The organism is Catonella morbi ATCC 51271, assembly GCF_000160035.2.
Lineage (GTDB): Bacteria > Bacillota > Clostridia > Lachnospirales > Lachnospiraceae > Catonella > Catonella morbi.
On sequence record NZ_KI535366.1, the window covers coordinates 695,706 to 715,762 of the forward strand.

Annotated in this window: 25 protein-coding genes; 1 reads left to right on the top strand and 24 read right to left on the bottom strand. The window is 39.1% G+C overall.

What is annotated here, in order from left to right; translation table 11 throughout:
* Positions 1 to 20: 20 nt before the first annotated feature.
* The 17 genes from rpmC to GCWU000282_RS15735 form a co-directional block, all read right to left on the bottom strand.
* Complete coding sequence (rpmC, locus tag GCWU000282_RS03165; protein ID WP_023353557.1) at positions 21 to 221, bottom strand: 50S ribosomal protein L29; 201 nt, start codon at positions 219 to 221, stop codon at positions 21 to 23.
* Positions 221 to 649: a 50S ribosomal protein L16 gene (rplP, locus tag GCWU000282_RS03170; protein WP_023353558.1), complete on the bottom strand. Its 429-nt coding sequence runs from the start codon at positions 647 to 649 to the stop codon at positions 221 to 223. The genes rpmC and rplP overlap by 1 nt, the downstream gene beginning before the upstream one ends.
* Positions 649 to 1,311: a 30S ribosomal protein S3 gene (rpsC, locus tag GCWU000282_RS03175; protein WP_023353559.1), complete on the bottom strand. Its 663-nt coding sequence runs from the start codon at positions 1,309 to 1,311 to the stop codon at positions 649 to 651. Before rpsC ends, rplP begins: the two co-directional genes overlap by 1 nt.
* 23 nt (positions 1,312 to 1,334) lie before the next feature.
* Positions 1,335 to 1,721 (bottom strand): 50S ribosomal protein L22, encoded by a 387-nt coding sequence (gene rplV, locus GCWU000282_RS03180; RefSeq protein WP_023353560.1) that lies wholly within the window; start codon positions 1,719 to 1,721, stop codon positions 1,335 to 1,337.
* Between the two features lie 36 nt (positions 1,722 to 1,757).
* Positions 1,758 to 2,030 (bottom strand): 30S ribosomal protein S19, encoded by a 273-nt coding sequence (rpsS, locus tag GCWU000282_RS03185; RefSeq protein ID WP_023353561.1) that lies wholly within the window; start codon positions 2,028 to 2,030, stop codon positions 1,758 to 1,760.
* A 22-nt stretch (positions 2,031 to 2,052) separates the two neighbouring features.
* A complete protein-coding gene (rplB, locus tag GCWU000282_RS03190) occupies positions 2,053 to 2,895 on the bottom strand; it encodes a 50S ribosomal protein L2 (RefSeq protein ID WP_023353562.1) in 843 nt (280 codons plus the stop codon).
* Between the two features lie 75 nt (positions 2,896 to 2,970).
* Entirely contained in the window at positions 2,971 to 3,270 is a 300-nt protein-coding gene (gene rplW, locus GCWU000282_RS03195; RefSeq protein WP_023353563.1) for a 50S ribosomal protein L23, read from the bottom strand.
* Positions 3,270 to 3,890, bottom strand: coding sequence for a 50S ribosomal protein L4 (gene rplD / locus GCWU000282_RS03200; protein ID WP_023353564.1), 621 nt, complete (start codon positions 3,888 to 3,890; stop codon positions 3,270 to 3,272). Before rplD ends, rplW begins: the two co-directional genes overlap by 1 nt.
* 29 nt (positions 3,891 to 3,919) lie before the next feature.
* The gene (gene rplC / locus GCWU000282_RS03205) at positions 3,920 to 4,555 is read right to left on the bottom strand and encodes a 50S ribosomal protein L3 (RefSeq protein WP_023353565.1); all 636 of its coding nucleotides are present in this window, start codon (positions 4,553 to 4,555) and stop codon (positions 3,920 to 3,922) included.
* A 117-nt stretch (positions 4,556 to 4,672) separates the two neighbouring features.
* Positions 4,673 to 4,990: a 30S ribosomal protein S10 gene (gene rpsJ, locus GCWU000282_RS03210; protein ID WP_023353566.1), complete on the bottom strand. Its 318-nt coding sequence runs from the start codon at positions 4,988 to 4,990 to the stop codon at positions 4,673 to 4,675.
* A 339-nt stretch (positions 4,991 to 5,329) separates the two neighbouring features.
* A complete protein-coding gene (locus tag GCWU000282_RS03215) occupies positions 5,330 to 6,166 on the bottom strand; it encodes an SGNH/GDSL hydrolase family protein (protein WP_023353567.1) in 837 nt (278 codons plus the stop codon).
* Positions 6,167 to 6,200: 34 nt separating this feature from the next.
* The gene (locus GCWU000282_RS03220; protein WP_035039158.1) at positions 6,201 to 6,980 is read right to left on the bottom strand and encodes an SGNH/GDSL hydrolase family protein; all 780 of its coding nucleotides are present in this window, start codon (positions 6,978 to 6,980) and stop codon (positions 6,201 to 6,203) included.
* Between the two features lie 14 nt (positions 6,981 to 6,994).
* Entirely contained in the window at positions 6,995 to 7,585 is a 591-nt protein-coding gene (lepB, locus tag GCWU000282_RS03225; protein ID WP_035039161.1) for a signal peptidase I, read from the bottom strand.
* Between the two features lie 59 nt (positions 7,586 to 7,644).
* Positions 7,645 to 7,764, bottom strand: coding sequence for a S26 family signal peptidase (locus GCWU000282_RS16985; protein WP_023353570.1), 120 nt, complete (start codon positions 7,762 to 7,764; stop codon positions 7,645 to 7,647).
* On the bottom strand, positions 7,754 to 8,617 hold the full coding sequence (locus GCWU000282_RS03230; RefSeq protein ID WP_023353571.1) for a class I SAM-dependent methyltransferase: 864 nt from the start codon (positions 8,615 to 8,617) through the stop codon (positions 7,754 to 7,756). Before GCWU000282_RS03230 ends, GCWU000282_RS16985 begins: the two co-directional genes overlap by 11 nt.
* Positions 8,618 to 8,721: 104 nt before the next feature.
* Positions 8,722 to 9,591 (bottom strand): class II fructose-1,6-bisphosphate aldolase, encoded by an 870-nt coding sequence (fba, locus tag GCWU000282_RS03235; RefSeq protein ID WP_035039164.1) that lies wholly within the window; start codon positions 9,589 to 9,591, stop codon positions 8,722 to 8,724.
* Positions 9,592 to 9,705: 114 nt separating this feature from the next.
* Positions 9,706 to 10,839, bottom strand: coding sequence for a P-loop NTPase (locus GCWU000282_RS15735; RefSeq protein WP_023353573.1), 1,134 nt, complete (start codon positions 10,837 to 10,839; stop codon positions 9,706 to 9,708).
* A gap of 166 nt (positions 10,840 to 11,005) precedes the next feature.
* Here GCWU000282_RS15735 and rpoD point away from each other — a divergent pair, with 166 nt between their 5' ends.
* Positions 11,006 to 12,235: an RNA polymerase sigma factor RpoD gene (rpoD, locus tag GCWU000282_RS03245; RefSeq protein WP_023353574.1), complete on the top strand. Its 1,230-nt coding sequence runs from the start codon at positions 11,006 to 11,008 to the stop codon at positions 12,233 to 12,235.
* 218 nt (positions 12,236 to 12,453) lie between these two features.
* Here rpoD and GCWU000282_RS03250 read toward each other — a convergent pair whose 3' ends face one another.
* The 7 genes from GCWU000282_RS03250 to GCWU000282_RS03280 all read right to left on the bottom strand — a co-directional run bounded on the left by GCWU000282_RS03250 (position 12,454) and on the right by GCWU000282_RS03280 (position 19,926).
* On the bottom strand, positions 12,454 to 12,762 hold the full coding sequence (locus GCWU000282_RS03250; RefSeq protein WP_023353576.1) for a tetratricopeptide repeat protein: 309 nt from the start codon (positions 12,760 to 12,762) through the stop codon (positions 12,454 to 12,456).
* Positions 12,752 to 13,927, bottom strand: a complete 1,176-nt coding sequence (locus GCWU000282_RS03255) for a DEAD/DEAH box helicase (RefSeq protein WP_051384110.1) — start codon at positions 13,925 to 13,927, stop codon at positions 12,752 to 12,754. The genes GCWU000282_RS03250 and GCWU000282_RS03255 overlap by 11 nt, the downstream gene beginning before the upstream one ends.
* On the bottom strand, positions 13,912 to 15,531 hold the full coding sequence (locus GCWU000282_RS03260; protein ID WP_023353578.1) for an aryl-sulfate sulfotransferase: 1,620 nt from the start codon (positions 15,529 to 15,531) through the stop codon (positions 13,912 to 13,914). Before GCWU000282_RS03260 ends, GCWU000282_RS03255 begins: the two co-directional genes overlap by 16 nt.
* 2 nt (positions 15,532 to 15,533) lie before the next feature.
* Positions 15,534 to 16,694 (bottom strand): DHHW family protein, encoded by a 1,161-nt coding sequence (locus GCWU000282_RS03265; RefSeq protein ID WP_023353579.1) that lies wholly within the window; start codon positions 16,692 to 16,694, stop codon positions 15,534 to 15,536.
* A gap of 12 nt (positions 16,695 to 16,706) precedes the next feature.
* Entirely contained in the window at positions 16,707 to 18,119 is a 1,413-nt protein-coding gene (locus GCWU000282_RS03270) for an MBOAT family O-acyltransferase (protein WP_023353580.1), read from the bottom strand.
* 227 nt (positions 18,120 to 18,346) lie between these two features.
* Positions 18,347 to 19,294, bottom strand: a complete 948-nt coding sequence (locus tag GCWU000282_RS03275) for an IS3 family transposase (protein WP_156913106.1) — start codon at positions 19,292 to 19,294, stop codon at positions 18,347 to 18,349.
* Positions 19,249 to 19,926 (bottom strand): helix-turn-helix domain-containing protein, encoded by a 678-nt coding sequence (locus GCWU000282_RS03280; protein WP_023353583.1) that lies wholly within the window; start codon positions 19,924 to 19,926, stop codon positions 19,249 to 19,251. The genes GCWU000282_RS03275 and GCWU000282_RS03280 overlap by 46 nt, the downstream gene beginning before the upstream one ends.
* Positions 19,927 to 20,057 lie beyond the last annotated feature (131 nt).

The window sequence follows — 20,057 nt, forward strand, 5'->3', positions numbered from 1 at the left end:
CTTCGGATTGATTACCTAAGTTAGTTAGCCTGTCTTGTTAAAACAGTCTGAATTCTTGCGATATTCTTTCTAACTTCTCTGATACGGCTTGTATTGTCAAGCTGGTTAGTTGCGTTCTGGAATCTTAAGTTGAAAAGTTCCTTCTTTGCAGCAACTAATTCTTCATTAAGCTCAACCTGTGTCTTACCATTAAGGTCCTGAACATACTTTGTACTTTTCATTATTCAGCACCTCCTTCTAAATCTGCTTTGGATACTACTTTACACTTAAGCGGAAGCTTGTGCATAGCGAGACGAAGTGCCTCTCTTGCGATTTCTTCATCAACTCCACCAATTTCAAACATAACTCTGCCAGGCTTAACAACTGCTACCCAGTAGTCAAGGGAACCTTTACCGGAACCCATTCGGGTTTCAGCAGGCTGTATGGTAACCGGCTTATCCGGGAATATCTTAATCCATACCTTACCGCCACGCTTAATGTAACGGGTCATAGCAATTCTGGCTGCTTCTATCTGATTTGACTTAACCCAAGATGGCTCAGTCGCAACGATACCGAACTCTCCGTTTGTTATAGTATTGCCTCTGTGAGCAGCGCCCTTCATAGAGCCACGGAACTGCTTACGATGCTTTACTCTTTTAGGCATTAACATTATTTATCGCTCCCTTCCTTTTTGTTGTTTCCCTTTGTAGGAAGAACTTCTCCAAGGTAGATCCAGCACTTAACACCAACTTTACCATAAGTTGTGTCAGCCTCTGCAAAACCATATTCGATGTCAGCACGAAGTGTCTGAAGAGGAATAGTTCCCTCGCTGTAGAACTCTGTACGAGCCATATCAGCACCGCCAAGACGACCGGATACGCTTGTCTTTATACCCTTAGCACCATTCTTCATAGTTCTGCCCATTGCAGACTTCATAGCACGTCTGAAGGAAATACGGGCTTCAAGATCCTTAGCTATCTTCTCTGCAACTAACTGTGCATTTAAGTCAGCCTTCTTAATCTCTTTAACCTTAAGGTCTACCTTCTGCTTGCTTAACTTCTGAACTTCTACCTTTAATCTGTCAACATCAGCACCGCCCTTACCGATTACGATACCAGGCTGTGATGTACTTACAATAACGATAACTCTGTCAGATGTTCTCTCTATATCAATATTGCCTACTCCTGCATCATAGAGTTTCTTTTTAAGAAATTCTCTAATCTTATAGTCTTCTACAAGGAAGTCTGCGAAATCTTTACCGGCATACCATTTCGATGACCAGTCTTTGATTACACCAACTCTTATACCATGAGGATTAACTTTCTGTCCCATTTGGCCTTAACTCTCCTTTCGTATTACTTCTCGTTAAGAATTACAGTTATATGACTCATTCTCTTGAAGATGCGGTATGCGCTTCCTCTTGCCCTTGGCTGTACTCTCTTCATGATTGGGCCATCTCCTGCGAAACACTCCTCAACGAAAAGGTTGTCGCGGTTAAGACCTTTAACCTCTGCATTTGCTATAGCAGATTTAAGTAACTTTTCTATTACTGTTGAAGCATATCTTGGATTGTATGCTAATATACCGAGTGCTGTATTTACATCCTTGCCTCTGATCGCATCAAGAACGAAACAAGCTTTCTGAGTTGAAACTCTTGCATAAGATAACTTTGCGTGTGGTCTCATTTCTCTGTTGTTCTCATTTCTCTCTCTTTTGATCTGGGATCTATGTCCTTTTGCCATGGATGTACCTCCTTTCAGTTTTGTGGAAATATTCTATTACATTCTCTTTTCGTCTTTACCATGTCCTCTGTAAGACCTTGTTGGTACAAATTCTCCAAGCTTGTGTCCTACCATATCTTCTGTAACATATACAGGCACATGCTTTCTTCCGTCGTGAACAGCTATTGTATGTCCAACGAATGAAGGGAAAATTGTTGAACGACGTGACCAAGTCTTAACTACGCTCTTATCACCGGCAGCGTTAAGAGCATCTATTTTCTTTAATAAATGTCCATCAGCAAATGGTCCCTTTTTAAGTGATCTTGCCATGATTAAACCTCCTTATAATCTATTATTTAAGTCCCTTACCATCGCGTCTTCTTACGATTAACTTATTGGACCTCTTATTGCTCTTTCTTGTCTTAAGACCAAGAGCAGGTTTACCCCAAGGTGTAACAGGGCCCGGACGACCAATTCCTGTTTTACCTTCACCACCACCGTGTGGATGGTCATTAGGGTTCATGACAGAACCACGAACTGTAGGTCTGAAACCTTTATTACGTGTACGTCCTGCTTTACCAACATTTACAAGTTCATGTTCAATATTTCCAACCTGACCGATAGTTGCACGGCACTCTACAGGTACCATTCTCATTTCACCGGATGGCATTCTGAGTGTAGCATACTTGCCTTCCTTAGCCATAAGCTGAGCCGCATTACCTGCTGCACGAACTAACTGTCCACCCTTACCGGGATATAACTCTATATTGTGAATATTTGAACCTACCGGAATAGCTGAAAGAGGAAGACAGTTACCAACCTTTACTTCAGCACCTGAGCCGTTCATAAGTGTTGTTCCCACAGTTAAGCCTACAGGAGCAAGGATATAAGCCTTCTCACCGTCTGCATAATGTAAAAGTGCTATGTTGGCTGTACGGTTTGGATCGTACTCAATAGCAACAACCTTTGCAGGAATTCCGTCTTTTCTTCTCTTGAAATCAATAATTCTATAAAGTCTGCGAGAACCGCCACCTCTATGTCTTACTGTTATCTTACCCTGATTGTTACGGCCTGAATTCTTCTTAAGTGATACACACAAAGACTTTTCCGGAGTTGACTTTGTAATCTCTGCGTAGTCTAAACCGGTCATATTACGTCTGGAAGGTGTATATGGGCCGAATTTCTTAATTCCCATTATAAAACTCCTTTCAATTCTCAAGGCTTTAGCCTTAAGTCGCTGTTATCGGCTGCGCGCCATACTGTTTGTTAATTATAATCCCTGGAAGATTTCGATATCCTTGCTATCCTCTGAAAGCTTTACATAAGCCTTCTTTGTTTTAGCTGTTCTTCCGTAAGTTACTCCGCGTCTCTTAACTTTTCCGTCTGCAGTTACTGTGTTTACCTTAACAACCTTTGTTCCGGCGAACATTTTTTCTACAGCTTCTTTAATCTGAGTCTTGGTAGCCTCAGGATTTACAGAGAATACATACTTCTTCTCTGCCATACCGTTCATACTCTTCTCAGTGATGATAGGCTTCAAAATAACGTCATAATATTTAATATCTGCCATTATGCGTATACCTCCTCAATCTTTGAAACAGCATCCTTAGTCATAACAAGGCTGTCATGATTTAAGATATCGTATACATTGATGCTATTGGTCAAAGTTGTTTCAACTGACTCAAGGTTTCTTGCTGAAAGAATTACATTCTCTTCCTTCTCTCCAAGAACGATAAGAGCCTTATTAGCCTTAATGTCCTCTAAAACCTTCTTAGCAGCCTTTGTCTTAATCTCACCAAGCTTGAACTCATCAAGCACGATAAGCTTGTTCTCGTTTAACTTTGTTGTGAGTGCAGAGCAGATAGCTGCCTGCTTCTCTTTTCTGTTCATCTTAAATGAATAATCTCTTGGCTGTGGTGCGAAAACAACACCGCCGCCTCTCCACTGTGGGCTTCTGATAGAACCCTGTCTGGCATGACCGGTTCCTTTCTGTCTCCAAGGCTTTCTTCCGCCTCCGCGAACTGCCGCACGTGTCTTTGCACTCTGTGTACCCTGACGGTTGTTAGCAAGCTGTAAAACAACTGCTCTATGCATCAGATGCTCTTTAACTTCTACTGCAAAGATTGCATCATTAAGTTCTAATGAGCCAACTTCTTTGCCTTCCATATTTAATACTGATATGTTTGCCATTTATCTTTCCTCCTTCCCGTCAGGTTCTGTTATTTATTTGTCCTTGTTGTGCTCTTGAGCATTACAAGTGCCTTCTTAGCACCGGGAACCGCTCCCTTAACAAGGATTAAATTCTTCTCTGCATCAACTCTTACAACTTCAAGATTCTGGACTGTAACCTTTACATGTCCCATATGTCCGGCCATCTTCTTGCCCTTGAACACCTTACTGGGATCTGAGCAGGCACCGTTTGAACCGGCATGTCTGTGATACTTGGAACCGTGTGCCATAGGTCCTCTGTGAAGACCGTGTCTGTGAATAGCACCCTGGAAACCTTTACCCTTAGATGTAGCAGTTGCATCAACCTTATCTCCGGCTGCAAATACATCTGACTTAATCTCATCTCCGGCTTTGTAGTTTTCAGCATCTTCAAGCTTAAACTCTCTTAAGAATCTCTTTACAGGAACACCTGCCTTAGCAAAATGTCCTTTCTTTGGCTTATTAACAAGGTTCTCGCGGATATCGCCAAAACCTACCTGAACTGCGCTATAGCCATCGTTCTCTACTGTCTTAACCTGAGTTACAACAGCAGGATCAGCCTTTAATACAGTTACAGGAATTAATGAACCGTCTTCAGCAAAAATCTGTGTCATACCGATTTTTGTAGCAAGTATTGCTTTCTTCATTTCTTTACCTCCTGTTAATCTACAGCGGACCGGAACCAGCCGGTCATCCTAGATGGCTTAAATAGGAGTTTTCTCTCTATCCATAACCCTAAGGATCTTGCTAAATTAGTTTAATTCCTACTTATTTTTCATGTTGATCTTGATTTCAACACCTGCAGGAACATCAAGTCTTGATAATGCGTCAACCAATTTCTGGTTAGGTTCGAAAACATCAATGAGCCTTTTGTGGGTTCTCTGCTCAAACTGCTCTCTGGAGTCCTTATACTTGTGCACCGCACGAAGTATTGTAACTATCTCTTTCTTTGTTGGAAGAGGTACAGGACCACTAACCTTTGCTCCAGCCTTCTTTACAGTATCAACGATCTTTGATGCCGAACTGTCGATAAGCTGATGATCATACGCTTTTAATGTAATTCTCATTACTTGACTTGCCATAAAAAAAGTCGCCTCCTTTTCGCACTTTCGTGAATTCTCACGTATTTAGTACGACAAGCGGTGACTGTACACACACCCGGGTGTTTCGTAATAATAAACGCAAATATTTTTACTCACACCACGCCCTACTTTGTAGAACATATTAGTTGTTTTCTGTACAGTGACTTGTCGCCAGGTTTACAGACCTTTCGGTCTCTTGACATTCGCTCCACGAAAAACCCAAAAACCTGAATTCACAGTTTTCTCGGCAACCTCCGCTTCTTAGCTATCATGCCACAACGTTGTTATTATACGCTATTTATTATCTTTTTTCAAGCATTATTTATATAAAAAATCATTTTAGTTATTCTGCACAAGACCGGCCATAATTTTCTCAAATATCTTATCATATATTATAGAACTGTAATGTATGCCGTCTGTAGTTTCACTTTTATACTCATCCGTTTCAGTCAATAGCCCATAAGCATCTACATAATTTATTTTGCTTAATGTAAGTATTTTTTTCATAGCATTATTAAATTTAACTATATCAACGCTATTTATCTTATATCTTGCTTTATTTACATAAGGAAGTACAGAAACATAATAAACCTCGGCCTTACTCAGCTCTTTAAGTTTTATCAGCTTATCACATAATGATTTTGCGTAAGACTCTTCCAAACTGTTCACTCCAAGAAAAACCACTATATCGGTTATTTCTTTTCCGCTAATTTCGTCTAACAGTGATATATCTTTTGCTTTACTCAATGAATTCTTTGCATAATTCGAATTTAATTTTCCAAAGCTTACTTTCAGATTTTCATCTATAAACTCAGTAGTTACACCACTTTCTGCCAGCCAGTAAATAGTGTTTTTGTATTTACTCTTATAATACTCATCATTTTGGCTCATAAGATAGACATTACTGTCTCCGATAAAAAGAATTTTTCTTACGACAGACTTTTCATCCCTTGTAACCTCAGTTTGTTCACCTTCACCCTTTAATATACTGCTGCCTGTTTTTTTAGAAATCTCGGTTTTAGACGGTTCCGACTTTATGGACTCTACGTAAAACTCCGGCCTTTTCCTAAATAATCCTTTTTCATATATATTTTCATATAAGAATATCCCGAATACATTCAGTATTGTAAATATTAAAATGAGCTTAAAAAGTTTGTATCTTTTATTATCATCCATAGATACGTACCTCCTTAAGCTCATTTACAGAATTTTATTTTTTAGCTTTCTTGTCCTGTTTTGCTTTAGCTTTTTTCTCTGTCTTTTCTTCCTCGGGAAGTTTCTCCGCTTCCTTTTCTTCTTCTATAACAGATAAAATTTCTTCGAACACAACATTGTAAACATCTTTAGAATAATGAATCCCATCCCAGGTATAATTCTGATAGTTCTTTACCGACTTTGCAATACTATAGGCATCTATATATATTATATCGGTATCTTCAAAACCTTCCTTAGTCAGCCTGTTATGATATGTCAGCACCGCAGTTCTGTTTTTATATTTTCCCTTGTCCACATAAGGGAGGATATTTACATAATATACTCTGCAGCCGCTTTTCTTTGCAAGTTTTTTAAGAGTGCTCACAATTAATTTAGCCGCTTCTTCACCGGGCCAGTTCGCACCCAACATAACAACAATGTCTTCAATCTTCTTTTTCTTAATTTCCTTTAATAAGTCAAATTTTTTAGAATCAGTAAGGGTATTAACCACAGCCCTCGGCATCACCTGACCCAGATTAACCTTGAAGTCCGGACATAAAAGGTTGATACTAACACCGCCTTCAGTAAGCCAATATACTTTATCCGCCTCATCCACACCGGTACCGCGTTTTTTGCCAAGTGACATCCCGTACGGAATGCTGTCACCAATAATCAATGTAGTTTTAGGTTCCGATTTTATTTCCGCCTTTACGCAAAAAATCTGTCCACCTAAGATTAAAGCTATCAATATTCCAAACAAGAAGAAAATAAGCTTTTTATCAGAGTCCCCTCTCATAGCATCCTCCATAGTTAGTTATTTTCTGAATATTCTGCTGAATGCAAAACAGTTATATTAGGATAATACTTAAGCCAGGCCTTGCCTACAATTTTTTCTTTCTTTACATATGTATTATCCCAAAATCTTGCATCTTTACTTTCGTCCCTATTATCACCAAGCATAAAGTAGCAGCCTTCAGGCACGTTATAAGGACCATAGTTACCGTTTGGCGGATCATTGATATATGGCTCATCTAAAGGTTTTTCACTATCATTAATATACACAAGTCCGTTTTTTATCTCTACCTTCTCCCCCGGAAGTCCTATTATTCGTTTTAGATAATTATCCTTTTCATCATCCGGGAAAGCAAACATAACTATATCTCCCCTTTTGGGTTCTTCAAATAAATAGGCAAGCCTGTTTACTATGAGCCTGTCATTCGGCTGAACTACCGGAATCATAGATCCTGTAGGCACTTCAGCATTCGCATACACAAATTTATTCATTAAAAATGCTAAGACAAAAGCCAGTATTATAAGGAAAACATAATCTCTTACTTCCTTAATAACAGACTTTTTATCCCATTTCTTTTTTTCTTTATTATTTTCTGTCTTATTTTCCATTATTTTCCAATCCACCTTCCTGATGCCGCAAGTCTCTATTATAGTTATCGGTTATTATTTTATTTTCCTAATACTCTGCAGAACATAATTATGTATATGAGTCCGGCTCTTATCTCAAGCTTCTCACCCGGCAAACCTATAATACGCTTCAGATAATTCTTTTTTTCATTATTTTCCAATCCACCTTCCTGATGCCCCACAAGGAAGCACCAAGCCGTTTTTCTTAACCGGAAGTCCGATTTCCTCAGCCATTACCTTGCCACCAAATTTACCGGTTATTGCAGTATTTAACATATAACTGAGTACTGCAGGCTGAAGTCCGGTAGTGTAACTATTAATAAGAAAGAACTCGCTATCCTTATGCAAGAGTTCTGTACATTTCTTTATAAAAGGATAAACAGCTTCTTCTATTTTCCAAATCTCTCCTTTTGGCCCTCTGCCATAAGAAGGAGGATCCATTATTATTCCATCATAATGATTGCCGCGCCTTATTTCCCTTTCCACGAACTTAACACAATCATCTACTATATAACGAATAGGCGCATTTTCAAGTCCCGAAAGCTTTGCATTTTCTTTAGCCCAGGTAACCATGCCCTTAGCCGCATCCACATGTACAACTTCAGCTCCGGCCTTTGCAGCTGCCACCGTCGCTCCGCCCGTGTATGCAAAAAGATTTAACACCTTCAATTCTCTGTTACTTTTACTGATGATATCCGAAAACCAGTCCCAGTTTACCGCCTGTTCAGGAAATAAGCCAGTATGCTTAAAACTGAAAGGCTTAAGATTGAAGGTCAAATCCCTGTAATGGATGTTCCACTGTTCGGGAAGGTTAAAAAATTCCCATTCACCGCCACCGCGATTACTGCGGTGATAATGTGCAGACGGTCTTTTCCATTCTTTAATATCTTTTTCGGTATCCCAAATCACCTGAGGATCAGGACGAATCAGGGTATAACCGCCCCAGCTTTCCAGTTTTTCCCCCGAAGAACAGTCTAAAACTTCGTATTCTTTCCAATTATCAGCAATCCACATTAATGTATGGCTCCTATATTTTCTAATAAAACTGCCACATCAGGCTAAATTTTAACCTGATGTGGCAAAGTAAAATTCAATTTTAATCTAAAGCACAGGCTGTTTTATTCAGCTTTTCCTACTGAACCGAAAAGTTCCATCTTCTCTTTAACTGTAGCCTTGATAGCTTCAAAGCCCGGAGCAAGTACCTTGCGAGGATCAAATCCCTTGCTTGCTTTATCCTTATTTGCTTCAAAATATTCTCTTGTGGCTGCTGTAAATGAAAGCTGGCATTCTGTATTAACATTGATCTTAGATACACCAAGCTCTATAGCCTTTTTAATCATGTCTGCCGGTATACCTGTACCGCCATGAAGTACGAGAGGAAGTACTCCTGTCTTTTTCTGAATAGCATCAAGAGTCTCAAATGAAAGTCCCTTCCAGTTTGCAGGATATACTCCATGAATATTTCCTATGCCGGCTGCAAGGAAATCTACACCAAGGTCAGCCACTCTCTTGCACTCATTAGGATCCGCACATTCACCCATACCGATTACACCGTCTTCTTCTCCACCGATAGAACCAACTTCCGCTTCGATAGAAACACCCATCTTATGAGCTGCGGCTACAAGTTCTGTAGTCTTAGCAACATTCTCATCTATAGGATAGTGTGAACCATCAAACATGATTGAAGAAAATCCTGCCTCAAGGCACTTATAGCAGCCTTCAAATGAGCCATGATCAAGGTGAAGCGCTACAGGAACCGATATCTTAAGGTCTTTAAGTAAACCGTTTACCATACCTACTACTGCATTGTAACCACCCATATACTTTCCTGCACCTTCGGAAACACCGAGGATAACAGGGCTCTTAAGCTCTTCTGCAGTTAAAAGTATCGCCTTTGTCCACTCAAGGTTATTGATATTGAACTGACCTACTGCATAATGGCCTGCTTTTGCCTTAACTAACATATCTCTTGCTGATACTAAATACATATAATCTCCAATCCGCATCTTTCGATGCTCTTTAATAATGTGTTTACTTAGCTGTCCACATTTTATCACAACACAGTATAAATGTAAAATAAAAGTTACTTTATAATTAAAAAATCAGGCTTTATTGTACTTTCCATCCAAGAAATTTGCAATTACATCTTCTACACTGCTTCTAAGCACAGGAATGGACGCTATTTCTTTCTCCAGAAGCAGGTTCCTGAGTTTTTTATCAATTCCGTTGCTTATAACCATATCCACACCGGCTTCTTTAAGCAGAGAAATTGCCTCATCTACAGATTTTACCTCCAAATAACTTCTGTCTAAAATCTTTCTGCCCTTGGTATCCGCAATTACAAACTTCACGACAGAAGCAAGCTTTCCTATCATCTTCTCATTTGAATCAAGAGCTATTGCTACCTTGTGAGCTTCTCCATAATCATTGTTGTCTACACTGTGATCCACATTTCTGAGCAAAAACTCTATTGTATCGGCAGTCTCACCGAGAACATCCATATCAAGTTCTTCTACCAGGCCTTTATCCATAGCATCGGCAATCCTGTTATCCATAGGAAGTCTCGAAAGTACCGGAATCCCATACTTAAGGCCTACATCATCTGTTTTTCCTTCTCCGAAAGGATAGATTATCTTGCCACAATCCGGGCATTTAATATAACTGTAATTCTCTACTATGCCCAGTACGGGAATCTCCATCGCATTTGCCATATTTACGGCCTTTTCAACTATCATAGATACCAGTTCCTGAGGAGACGTAACTATGATAATTCCGTCAACCGGAAGTGACTGAAATACTGTAAGAGGCACATCACCTGTTCCGGGTGGCATATCCACAAACATATACTCTACATCTTTCCAGTCCACCTCAGACCAAAACTGCTTTACAGTACCGGCTATAATAGGGCCTCGCCAAACTACAGGTGTAGACTCATCATCTAAGAGCAGATTCACAGACATAACCTGTACCCCGCCCTTACTTATTGCAGGCTGTATGCCATTTTCATTTGCTTCAGCCTTTTCCTTCATTCCAAAACATCTGGGTACGGAAGGACCGGTAATATCCGCATCAAGAACCGCTGAATTGTAACCTTTTTTAGAGAAGATAGAAGCTAGTCTTGAAGTTACAAATGACTTACCCACTCCTCCTTTACCGCTGACTACACCTATCACTCGTTTTACCGAACCTTCATTTTTTAAGTCAATAATCTGACTGTTATCATCGTTTCTACTCATTTATACCTCCAAGCATAATTTCACTAATCTTTTATATCTTACCACTTTTGTACAAAATATTCAATTTTTCCTGCTCAATTTTAAAATTTTACAATAGATTTTAATTTGTATTTATGATATAATTACAAAAGTTTACGCTCTTTAACAAGAGAATGATTTGAAAGGAATGGTGCTAATGGCTTCCAACGCTAAAGATAAAGACAAAAAAGCTCTGAAAAAAGAAACTTCTGTAAAGAAAACATCAAAAAAAACCGCTAAAACAGCCGAAAATTCTAAGACTGATAATGCGACCGTACCCAAGGACGACTTTCTTACAAAATTAGAAGGATTGGTTGAAATTGCAAGAAAAAATAAAGACGTAATTGAGTCAGACAAATTAAATGATTATTTTAAAAGCCTGAATATCGATTCCGGTCACTACGAAAAAATATATGATTACCTCGAAAGCAACGGTATCACAATAATGAACATCAATGATATTGATGACGATCTTTTTGATGATACCCTTCCTGAAGTAGATGATGAGGCTGACCTTGAGATAGGCGATGATATAACACTTTCAATTATGTCCGATGATCCTGTCAAAATTTATCTTAAGGAAATAGGTAACTATCCGCTCTTAAGCATGGATGAAGAGGTTGAGCTCGCAAAGAAAATTGCGGAGGGTGACCAGTATGCTACAGATAGGCTCACCGAATCCAATCTGAGACTTGTGGTAAGTATAGCAAAGAAATATGTCGGACGCGGACTTTCGTTTCTTGACCTGATTCAGGAAGGAAACCTTGGGCTTATAAAGGCTGTAGACAAATTTGACTATTCAAAAGGATATAAATTCAGTACTTATGCTACCTGGTGGATAAGACAGGCTATTACACGTTCTATAGCAGATCAGTCAAGAACTATACGTATACCGGTTCATATGTCTGAGGTAATAAATAAAGCTTACAGAATTTCCAGAAGTCTGCTTCAGGAATTGGGACGCGAACCTACCGAGGAAGAAATTGCCAAGGAAATGAATCTTCCTGTTGAAAAGGTACGTGAGATTATGAAAATTTCCGCCGATCCGATTTCTCTCGATACACCAATCGGAGAAGAGGATGATAGTCATCTCGGTGATTTTATAAAGGATGATACCATTATGGGGCCTGAGGATGCTGCGGCCTACACTATGTTACAAGACCAGATACAAAAACTCCTCACCACCCTTTCCGAAAGAGAGCAGAGAGTACTCATACTCAGATTCGGTCTTCTTGACGGAAGAACCAGAACTCTTGAGGAAGTAGGCAAGGAATTCAATGTAACCAGAGAGCGTATCAGACAGATAGAGGCCAAGGCTCTCAGAAAACTCCGCCATCCAAACAGGGCAAGGATGCTAAGAGGATTTGATTCTTATTAAATTTTAATAAAAAGTGTGTGCTTGCACACACTTCGCGCGCGAGCGGTGCCGTAAGGCAAACTCTCTCTGCTGCGAGCTACGCATCCCTCGGAGAGATTTTTATTTAATAGGAAATTTTGGAGAAATTTCCCATTAAAAAAATAGGACATCTTCAATTTGAAAATGTCCTATTTTTTACCTCATTTTATGAAAACAACAATGGCATATGATATGCACACCTATTTTTCCAGACCAAATTTCCCCATCATCTCTAAGAGCATATTTGCTTTATCAATTTCATCATTTAGCAAATCATCATAATCAGCTTCAAATTCCTCCTGCCTTTCAACAATCCATTCTAAATTTTCTTTTGATAAAGCATAGTTTTGATTAACAAAATAATACTCTCCCAGAAAACAACGAGCCTGAACCACTGAAGCAATATCATCATCAATCTCAATGGCTTTTTCCATACTATGTAAAGCATTCTCAATCTCACCTTTGGAAATCTGCAATGATGCTTTTGTTACATAAAGTTCAGCCGTCATTTCTCCTGTCCTCCTTCTTCACATCCATTAGCTTACCATCATAGTAAAATTTCTGTGAAAACTTTATTCCAAGTGCCTTTTCATACTTTTTAATAAGAGGGAGTTCTCTTTCAGTTATTATACTTAAGTTTCTTCCAACCCTTCCTGCTCTGCCCGTCCTGCCCGCTCTGTGAAGGTAGGTATCGGCATTCTCAGGAAGATTTACATGAAAAACTGTGTCCACATCATCAAACTGTAAACCTCTTGCAGCAATATCAGTAGCTATCAGATACTTGATTTTCTTATGTAAGAAGCCCTGCATAGCTTTTTTTCGCTCTTCTTTTGTACGCTCTCCGCCTATAAAATCCACCTGATAATGATGATGGGCAAGTTTTTTATAGGTTTCTTCTATATCATAAATGCCGTTTACAAAAATAATAGCTTTTCTTGTCCTTATTGCTCCTGTTGTTCCACGAAGAATTTCAAGTTTGTTCCTTTTTTCACAAACCACATACCAGTGCTTGATATTAGCCGGAATTTCCTTACCGCCATCGGCAATAATCTCTGTAATATCTTTATCCCAAGCCCTTGCGCCTTCCAAAGCCGAATCGGTTGCTGTCGCTGAAAACAGCAAAAGCTGTCTGTCCCTGACGAAGCACTTAATCAAAGCATCAGTGGTTTCTTTGTTATTTTTGTCAAATAACCTGTCACCTTCATCCAGCACCAAGGTTCTTACTAAATGAGCTGCAATCTTACGTTTTCTTATAAGGTCTGTGATTCTTCCCGGAGTACCTACTATAATCTGGGGCTTTTTCTTTAAATTCTCAATCTGTCTTATTATGCTTGCGTTTCCGCCAAGGCAGACTGAATGAAGGCCTATGCCTGTATTGCCTCGTACCAGCTCTGCCTGCCTGTGAATCTGTAAAGCAAGCTCCGTAGTCGGTGCAACAATTACAATCTTATTTTCACGCTCTGTCTTTTTATATTTTTCAAACAAAGGCAGTAAATAAGCCAAAGTTTTGCCTGAGCCTGTAGGTGCCTGTACAAAGAAACTGCCTCCTTCAAGTATCTTCTTGTAAGCAGCCTCCTGTACAGGTGTCGGACTCTTAAACCCAAACTTTCCTATACCTGTAAGTATCTTTTTATCATTTATAAATTCATTAAATTCCATTATTTTGTAAACCAACTGCCTTTCATACTATGCTTAAATACTCTGTAAGCCATCTTTCCGTCCTTAAAGGTAAAACTTGCCAGCCTGTATCCGTCAGGGTTGTATTCTTCAAAGCCTCCTTCACCTGTTGAAGCCGCTATAAGATATCCCTGATTGAGGGAGATATTTCCTCCATCCGAAGAATAAGGCAGCTCCATAGCATTTTCCAGGCTATAAGTCATTTTTTCCTCATTTACCATATATTTATAGTAAAATGAATTTCTGCCTCCGGTATTATTGTTAAATACCATTAAATGATACTGTCTCTTACCGAGCTTTTCAGACCTGTCAACATAGGCAGTATTCTGTCTTTTCTGGCTTACAAAATCCCCATCCTTACTGTAAAATACCTTTTCATAAGCGGATTTCAGCTCCTCGGTTCCTGAAATAACCGCCTTAATACTCGGATTTCTGAATACATTATTTATTCTGATTACGGACGAAGTATTTTTCTCACTGACTATGAGGTCATTATCATTGATAAACTGTACCGAAGTAAATTTAAGCTTAGAACCGCCTTTTTTATAGTATGCGGCAAATAACTTATTAAAGTTAATTATTTCTTTGGATTTTCCCTCTAAAATGTCTACTGAATGAATTCCGTCATTACCCTTTCTTTTTGAAAGAGTTACTGCCTTCCTGATAGCTGTATTCAAATCCATATCTCCGAGTGAAACTGCTCCGTCCTCAAGCCCAATAAGTTTTTCTACCTTACCAAACCTGTCAATCAGTGCAAATCTTTTACTGTCAATAGCATAAAACAGCTTATCATCAATCAGACCTATATTTGTCTCTGCCGCGTCTCCGCCTTTTACAAGCGGAAGCTCAGCCCTTATCACACCATTGTTGTCATAAAATAAAATATGTTTATCTTTTCTGCCTGTATCGTCCAAACCGAATACAGAATATAAGCCATCTGAAAGCTGGCTTACCTCTCTGTCATGTGTCACATTAAGAGTCTTCATAGTCACTGTTTCAGACTCAGGTATGTCCAACTTATAACCGGCCTTGGCTATCATTTTATTATTTTCATCATAAATATATACCGAAACATAGTTTTTCTCTCCCGGAATCATACCTATGATAAGGCCTTCCTGCTCAGCAAGAGGCATACCTGTGGTATTGGTATATAAAGAACCTGAAAAGTCTGCATCCTTTATATTTTCCTTACCGTCAATCTCCTTTACGCTGACAGTATATTTTGTATTCACTCTGAATTTATGCTTAAAATATATATACAGCCCCGTAGTATTTGTTCCGTAGGGATTTACAATTAGTAGCGGTGCATCTACGGTATATTTACCGTTTTTCTTATACTTGTCAATTATACTTTTAGCTGCTTTTTGATACTTCACAGAATATACTTCAGGCTTTTTTTCCTTCAGCTTCTTAGCAACCTTCTTGTACATATCCTTTGCAGAAATAATTTCAGGTCTGGCATACTCCACCCTGTCCGGGACAGTGGTTTCCGCCTTTTTAATATTATCCTTGGTTTTCTTGGTTAAAAAGGCCGCTCCCGCAAGTAAAACAGCGAAAAATATCGAAATTATAAGTGAAATCTTCAATGCTTTTTTTAACATATCTACCTCAACAATCTGCCAATATTTGCATCCTCTGCGAAGTCAGGCGTACTGTACAGTACAAGTAAATCTGTAATTTCATTATCAGTCAGATATTTTTTAAGGCTTTTATTAAAATATCTGAGGTCAAGCATTATTATTCTATCATAGTCCTTTATTAAAAACGGTGCAAGATTATGAGCAAAACTATCTTTAATTATAAGTAAGGTCTTACCTGTCTTATTTTCAGTTTTAATATCCGTTACGCTGTGATTTCCGCCAAAAAATACCGTATACTTATCTTTCCCCTTTAAAGCATCCATTTTATAAATGCTGTCAAAGCTCTTATCCTTGTCATTATCCCATATCATTCCGGCTTTGTCTATCTCCGCAGAGGAGTAGATTGTAATACTGTCTGCATCTACTCCTCCTGTTATACCTGTATTTACCTTAGAATCATAGGTTCCGAGGAAATCATTAGATACAGTCTCTGCCTTTAATTTCTCCAAAGGCTGAACCTCAAGTCCAAGCCCCGCGGCTATAGCCTCATAACCGTAATAAGCTCCGAGAGTTGTCCAGTGATGGTCGGTTCTGAAATAAATGTACTCATTCGCATGCTTTTTCAGGTTTTCACCCAGATCTATCACATTATCTTCTCCCGCTTCTTTTTTTATTTTGTCAATAAATCCTGTCTGATTATAAACAGGTGCATTAGCAGGCAGCTTATCTTTTAATATTTCTGACGAAGACGGAGCCAGTGCTATCTTAAAATGCTCTTTACCAAATTTATCTCCATACAGTTTTACAAATTCTGCTACAGCAGAAATATTATTCTTAGCCGTTTCGGATTCAAACAAGGCTCCATCATACTTCCCGAAAAGATAGCCTTCTTTTCCAAAATATACGCCGTTGTCATCAGCTCTTCCACGAAGTCTCTCTACCGCAGTTTTTACTCCCATAAAGAAGCTTCTGTTAGGAAACTGGTCTGTGATAAAGGTTTCGTAGTCTTTCATAAAACTTCCGTCAAGAAGTTTAACCGCAGTAAGTTTAGGTCTTTGTCCAAGATATCTGTTCTCCGTTTCGGAAAATTCTACAGGTTTATGGAGTACAGCTCCCAAAAATAAAGCTGCCAAGGTTGTTCCAAATACAGCTATCTTAGCATTTTCATAAGTTAATATTTTCATATATATCTCCCGTTAGAACCTGAAATACAGGAATGGATTATATGTCGCAGCAACCAAATAAGCTACGCAAATTCCAAAAATTATTTCCAATACAGCTATATTTACAAATTTAACGGCTGTATTTCTTGTAGCAGCAAACTTTTCAATACATTTTTTAGGTAAATCCGTACTTGTAATAGCGAGAATTACAAGCAAAATCAGATTATTAAGTAATAGGTAAATAAACTCAGTATTTACAAGCTCATAACCGCCCAGTCCGAACATTCCTGCTATGAAGTCCGCTCCCTTTTTAAATGAGTCAAAGGAGAACAGTACCCAGCCTATAATTACAAGTAACATGGTGTAAATATGTCTCACAAGCTTAGGCATTTTCTCTATCCATTTTAACAGGAAAACTTTTTCCAAAATCAGGATTACTCCATAGTAAAGTCCCCAGGCTACAAAGTTCCAGCTTGCTCCATGCCAAAATCCCGTAAGCATCCAGACTATTATTATATTTCTGATCTGCTTGCCAAGTCCGGCTCTGTTTCCTCCGAGCGGAATGTATACATATTCCTTAAACCAGGTAGAAAGTGAAATATGCCATCTTCTCCAGAACTCGGTTATGGACTTTGCCATATACGGATAGTTAAAGTTCTCATCAAAATGGAAACCGAGCATAAGTCCCATACCTATAGCCATATCCGAATAACCTGAAAAGTCAAAGTAAATCTGGAAGGTATAGGCAAGGATTCCAAGCCAGAAACTTCCCACCGACATTTCAGAAACTGTAAGGGCATTTACGCTGTCCCAAAGAAGTCCTGCGTTGTTTGCAAGCAATACTTTTTTACCCATACCAAAGATAAAACGGCTGATACCTCTTGCAAAATCCGCTCTGTTTTCTACTCTCCCCTTCATCTCTTCCGCAACTGTACGATATCTTACGATAGGTCCGGCTATTAACTGCGGAAAAAGGGTTACATAGGTCCCGAAATCAAGGATGTTCTTTTGTACCTTGGTATCTCCTCTGTACACATCTATTACATAGGAAAGACTCTGAAAGGTATAAAATGAAATTCCTATCGGAAGAGCAAGCTTAATTGCTGCTATTCCCGCCCCCGTAAGCGAATTAACCGTATTTATGGTAAAATCTGCATACTTAAAAAAGCCAAGCAACAAAAGATTGATTGCTACAGCGGCTGCCAGCGAGACTTTGGCTCCGTTTTTTTTGCCTGCCGATATCTGTTTATCTATAATTATACCAAATACATAGTCTACAGCTATAGTAAAGCACATCAGCAAAATATATACAGGCTCTCCCCAAGCATAGAAAAGTATGCTTGACAAAAACAAAACAAGATTCCTTATACGCTTAGGCACTATGAAATAAATTGCCAGTACCAGTGGCAGGAATCTTGTAATAAACAAAATACTTGAAAAAACCATGGGTATTACTCCTTTTTACTCTGATAAGCACCCATATCATACCATATTTACCGTAAAAATGAAAGATATTACGTGGGAAATTTTGTTTAATAGGAAATTTCAAAGAAATTTCCTATTAAACAAAAAAAAGGATTGCAAGAGGCTAAACTGAACTGCTTCCCGTCAAGTAGACAATTAAAAAAATAAAAATTTTCTGCCATCAGATAGTTTTAATCTGGTGGCAGTTTTTATGCTGCCGCCAGATATTGTTCGTGCTTCTCGAATGGAGTTAAAATTCCCAGTTTTCGTTGTAACCGTCTGGTGTTGTAGTATTCAATGTAATCCTCTATCATTTTCACAAGAGAATCTCTGACTGTAAACCGATTGCCATAATACCGCTCACGTTTCAAAATGCCCCAGAATCCTTCCATCGGGCCATTATCGATGCATTTGGCTATTCTGGACATACTTTGTGTCATACCCGCAGCCTCAAGCTTGGCATGAAAGTTCCGATTGGTATATTGAAATCCTCGATCAGAATGACACATAGGTGTTGCTCCCGGATTGGAAACAATCGCCTTATCAAACGTATTGAAGACCAGACGATTGTCGTTATGGTCACTGATCACATATGCGACAATCCGCCGGTCATAGAGATCAAGTATCGCGCTAAGATACACTTTATGCTTGTCATTGTTCTCATCATACCATTTGAATTCTGTGACGTCCGTCAACCATTTCTGATTTGGAGCTTCCGCTGTGAAATTTCTGTTCAATATGTTATCCGCAATAAACTGGGGATTTATCGCCTGTCTTGTACATCCGTTATTGGAATACTTGATCGTGGACTTAATCCCTTTCTTACGGCAGATCCGAAGCACTCGTTTATCATTTGTCTTGATTCCGTGATAACGTTCCAGATCATCCCGTATTCTGCGATAGCCCTTATCAGGGCTGGCCATATGGATTTTTTCGATTTCATCAGCAATGTATTCATTTGCTGCTTCATAAGCAGGTTTCTCTCTGTGAAGCCATTTGTAGTATGCCGCACGGCTTACAGATCCCAGTTTGCAGAGCGCACTAATCGGATAACCATGCTCTTCGTGTTCTTCTTTGATTGCCTGATAGACCTGTCCGTGTCTGACCAGGCTTAGCCCCGCCTCCTCTCTATCTTGTCGAGTTTTTTTAAGAAAGATGCCTCCATTTCGGCTCGTTCCTTTTCGGCACGCAGAATCTTGTTTTCGGCACGGAGTTTCTCCAACTCAGTCATTTTTTCAACCGGCTTTGGTCGGCCGCGCCTATCCTGGAGAGCGTTCACTCCACCTGCTTCATACTTTACGATATAGTTTCGTGCCTGCTGATAGGAAATGCCGAATTTAGCTGCTGTTTCAGCATAATTACGGTCATGTCCAATGCAGTATTGAACGATTTCCACCCTCTCATCGAAGGTTGTTTTTCTTCCCTTGGTCATGATAAATGTTCCTCCTGTCCTGGAAACTTTCAGCTCCTCATGACTATTATACTTCTTTATCCAGTTTTGTAACTTACTTTTTGATCTGATTCCATAGCGCTGGCAGATTTCCTGTTGGGAACCTTGACCGCAGAGATAATCCAATACTGCCTGCTCTTTCAGCTCTTTTGAATACCGTTTATTTACTGTAACAAGAAAGGCTCCTTCACCTTCACTCTTATAAATGCTTATCCATTGTTGTATGGAGGAGAGACTGATTCCCAATCTGACAGCAGCATGTCGGAGTGATTCTTTACCTTCTAATATCAGATATACTGTCTGTAATTTCTCTGAATGTGATATCTTGCTTTTAGACATAAAATGCTCCCTTCCAGGCAGTAAGAGATTTTATTTTTTCTCTTGTCTACCTAGAAGGGAGCATATCAAACTCTCACAATCCCTTTGAAACTAACTTATATTCAAATTACTCACGAAGTATCCTGTGAATA

What these genes read in the sequence shown, in the direction of transcription:
- GCWU000282_RS03265 (WP_023353579.1), bottom strand. Translation starts at nt 16,694, where the DNA reads ATGAAAATATTAACTTATGAAAATGCTAAGATAGCTGTATTTGGAACA.
- rplV (WP_023353560.1), bottom strand. Translation starts at nt 1,721, where the DNA reads ATGGCAAAAGGACATAGATCCCAGATCAAAAGAGAGAGAAATGAGAAC.
- rplC (WP_023353565.1), bottom strand. Translation starts at nt 4,555, where the DNA reads ATGAAGAAAGCAATACTTGCTACAAAAATCGGTATGACACAGATTTTT.
- rplB (WP_023353562.1), bottom strand. Translation starts at nt 2,895, where the DNA reads ATGGGAATTAAGAAATTCGGCCCATATACACCTTCCAGACGTAATATG.
- GCWU000282_RS03280 (WP_023353583.1), bottom strand. Translation starts at nt 19,926, where the DNA reads ATGTCTAAAAGCAAGATATCACATTCAGAGAAATTACAGACAGTATAT.
- rpsC (WP_023353559.1), bottom strand. Translation starts at nt 1,311, where the DNA reads ATGGGACAGAAAGTTAATCCTCATGGTATAAGAGTTGGTGTAATCAAA.
- GCWU000282_RS15735 (WP_023353573.1), bottom strand. Translation starts at nt 10,839, where the DNA reads ATGAGTAGAAACGATGATAACAGTCAGATTATTGACTTAAAAAATGAA.
- GCWU000282_RS03230 (WP_023353571.1), bottom strand. Translation starts at nt 8,617, where the DNA reads ATGTGGATTGCTGATAATTGGAAAGAATACGAAGTTTTAGACTGTTCT.
- GCWU000282_RS03250 (WP_023353576.1), bottom strand. Translation starts at nt 12,762, where the DNA reads ATGACGGCTGAACTTTATGTAACAAAAGCATCATTGCAGATTTCCAAA.
- rplP (WP_023353558.1), bottom strand. Translation starts at nt 649, where the DNA reads ATGTTAATGCCTAAAAGAGTAAAGCATCGTAAGCAGTTCCGTGGCTCT.
- rplW (WP_023353563.1), bottom strand. Translation starts at nt 3,270, where the DNA reads ATGGCAGATATTAAATATTATGACGTTATTTTGAAGCCTATCATCACT.
- rpsS (WP_023353561.1), bottom strand. Translation starts at nt 2,030, where the DNA reads ATGGCAAGATCACTTAAAAAGGGACCATTTGCTGATGGACATTTATTA.
- rpsJ (WP_023353566.1), bottom strand. Translation starts at nt 4,990, where the DNA reads ATGGCAAGTCAAGTAATGAGAATTACATTAAAAGCGTATGATCATCAG.
- lepB (WP_035039161.1), bottom strand. Translation starts at nt 7,585, where the DNA reads ATGGAAAATAAGACAGAAAATAATAAAGAAAAAAAGAAATGGGATAAA.
- GCWU000282_RS03260 (WP_023353578.1), bottom strand. Translation starts at nt 15,531, where the DNA reads ATGTTAAAAAAAGCATTGAAGATTTCACTTATAATTTCGATATTTTTC.
- GCWU000282_RS03220 (WP_035039158.1), bottom strand. Translation starts at nt 6,980, where the DNA reads ATGAGAGGGGACTCTGATAAAAAGCTTATTTTCTTCTTGTTTGGAATA.
- rpmC (WP_023353557.1), bottom strand. Translation starts at nt 221, where the DNA reads ATGAAAAGTACAAAGTATGTTCAGGACCTTAATGGTAAGACACAGGTT.
- rplD (WP_023353564.1), bottom strand. Translation starts at nt 3,890, where the DNA reads ATGGCAAACATATCAGTATTAAATATGGAAGGCAAAGAAGTTGGCTCA.
- GCWU000282_RS03270 (WP_023353580.1), bottom strand. Translation starts at nt 18,119, where the DNA reads ATGGTTTTTTCAAGTATTTTGTTTATTACAAGATTCCTGCCACTGGTA.
- GCWU000282_RS03215 (WP_023353567.1), bottom strand. Translation starts at nt 6,166, where the DNA reads ATGGATGATAATAAAAGATACAAACTTTTTAAGCTCATTTTAATATTT.
- fba (WP_035039164.1), bottom strand. Translation starts at nt 9,591, where the DNA reads ATGTATTTAGTATCAGCAAGAGATATGTTAGTTAAGGCAAAAGCAGGC.
- rpoD (WP_023353574.1), top strand. Translation starts at nt 11,006, where the DNA reads ATGGTGCTAATGGCTTCCAACGCTAAAGATAAAGACAAAAAAGCTCTG.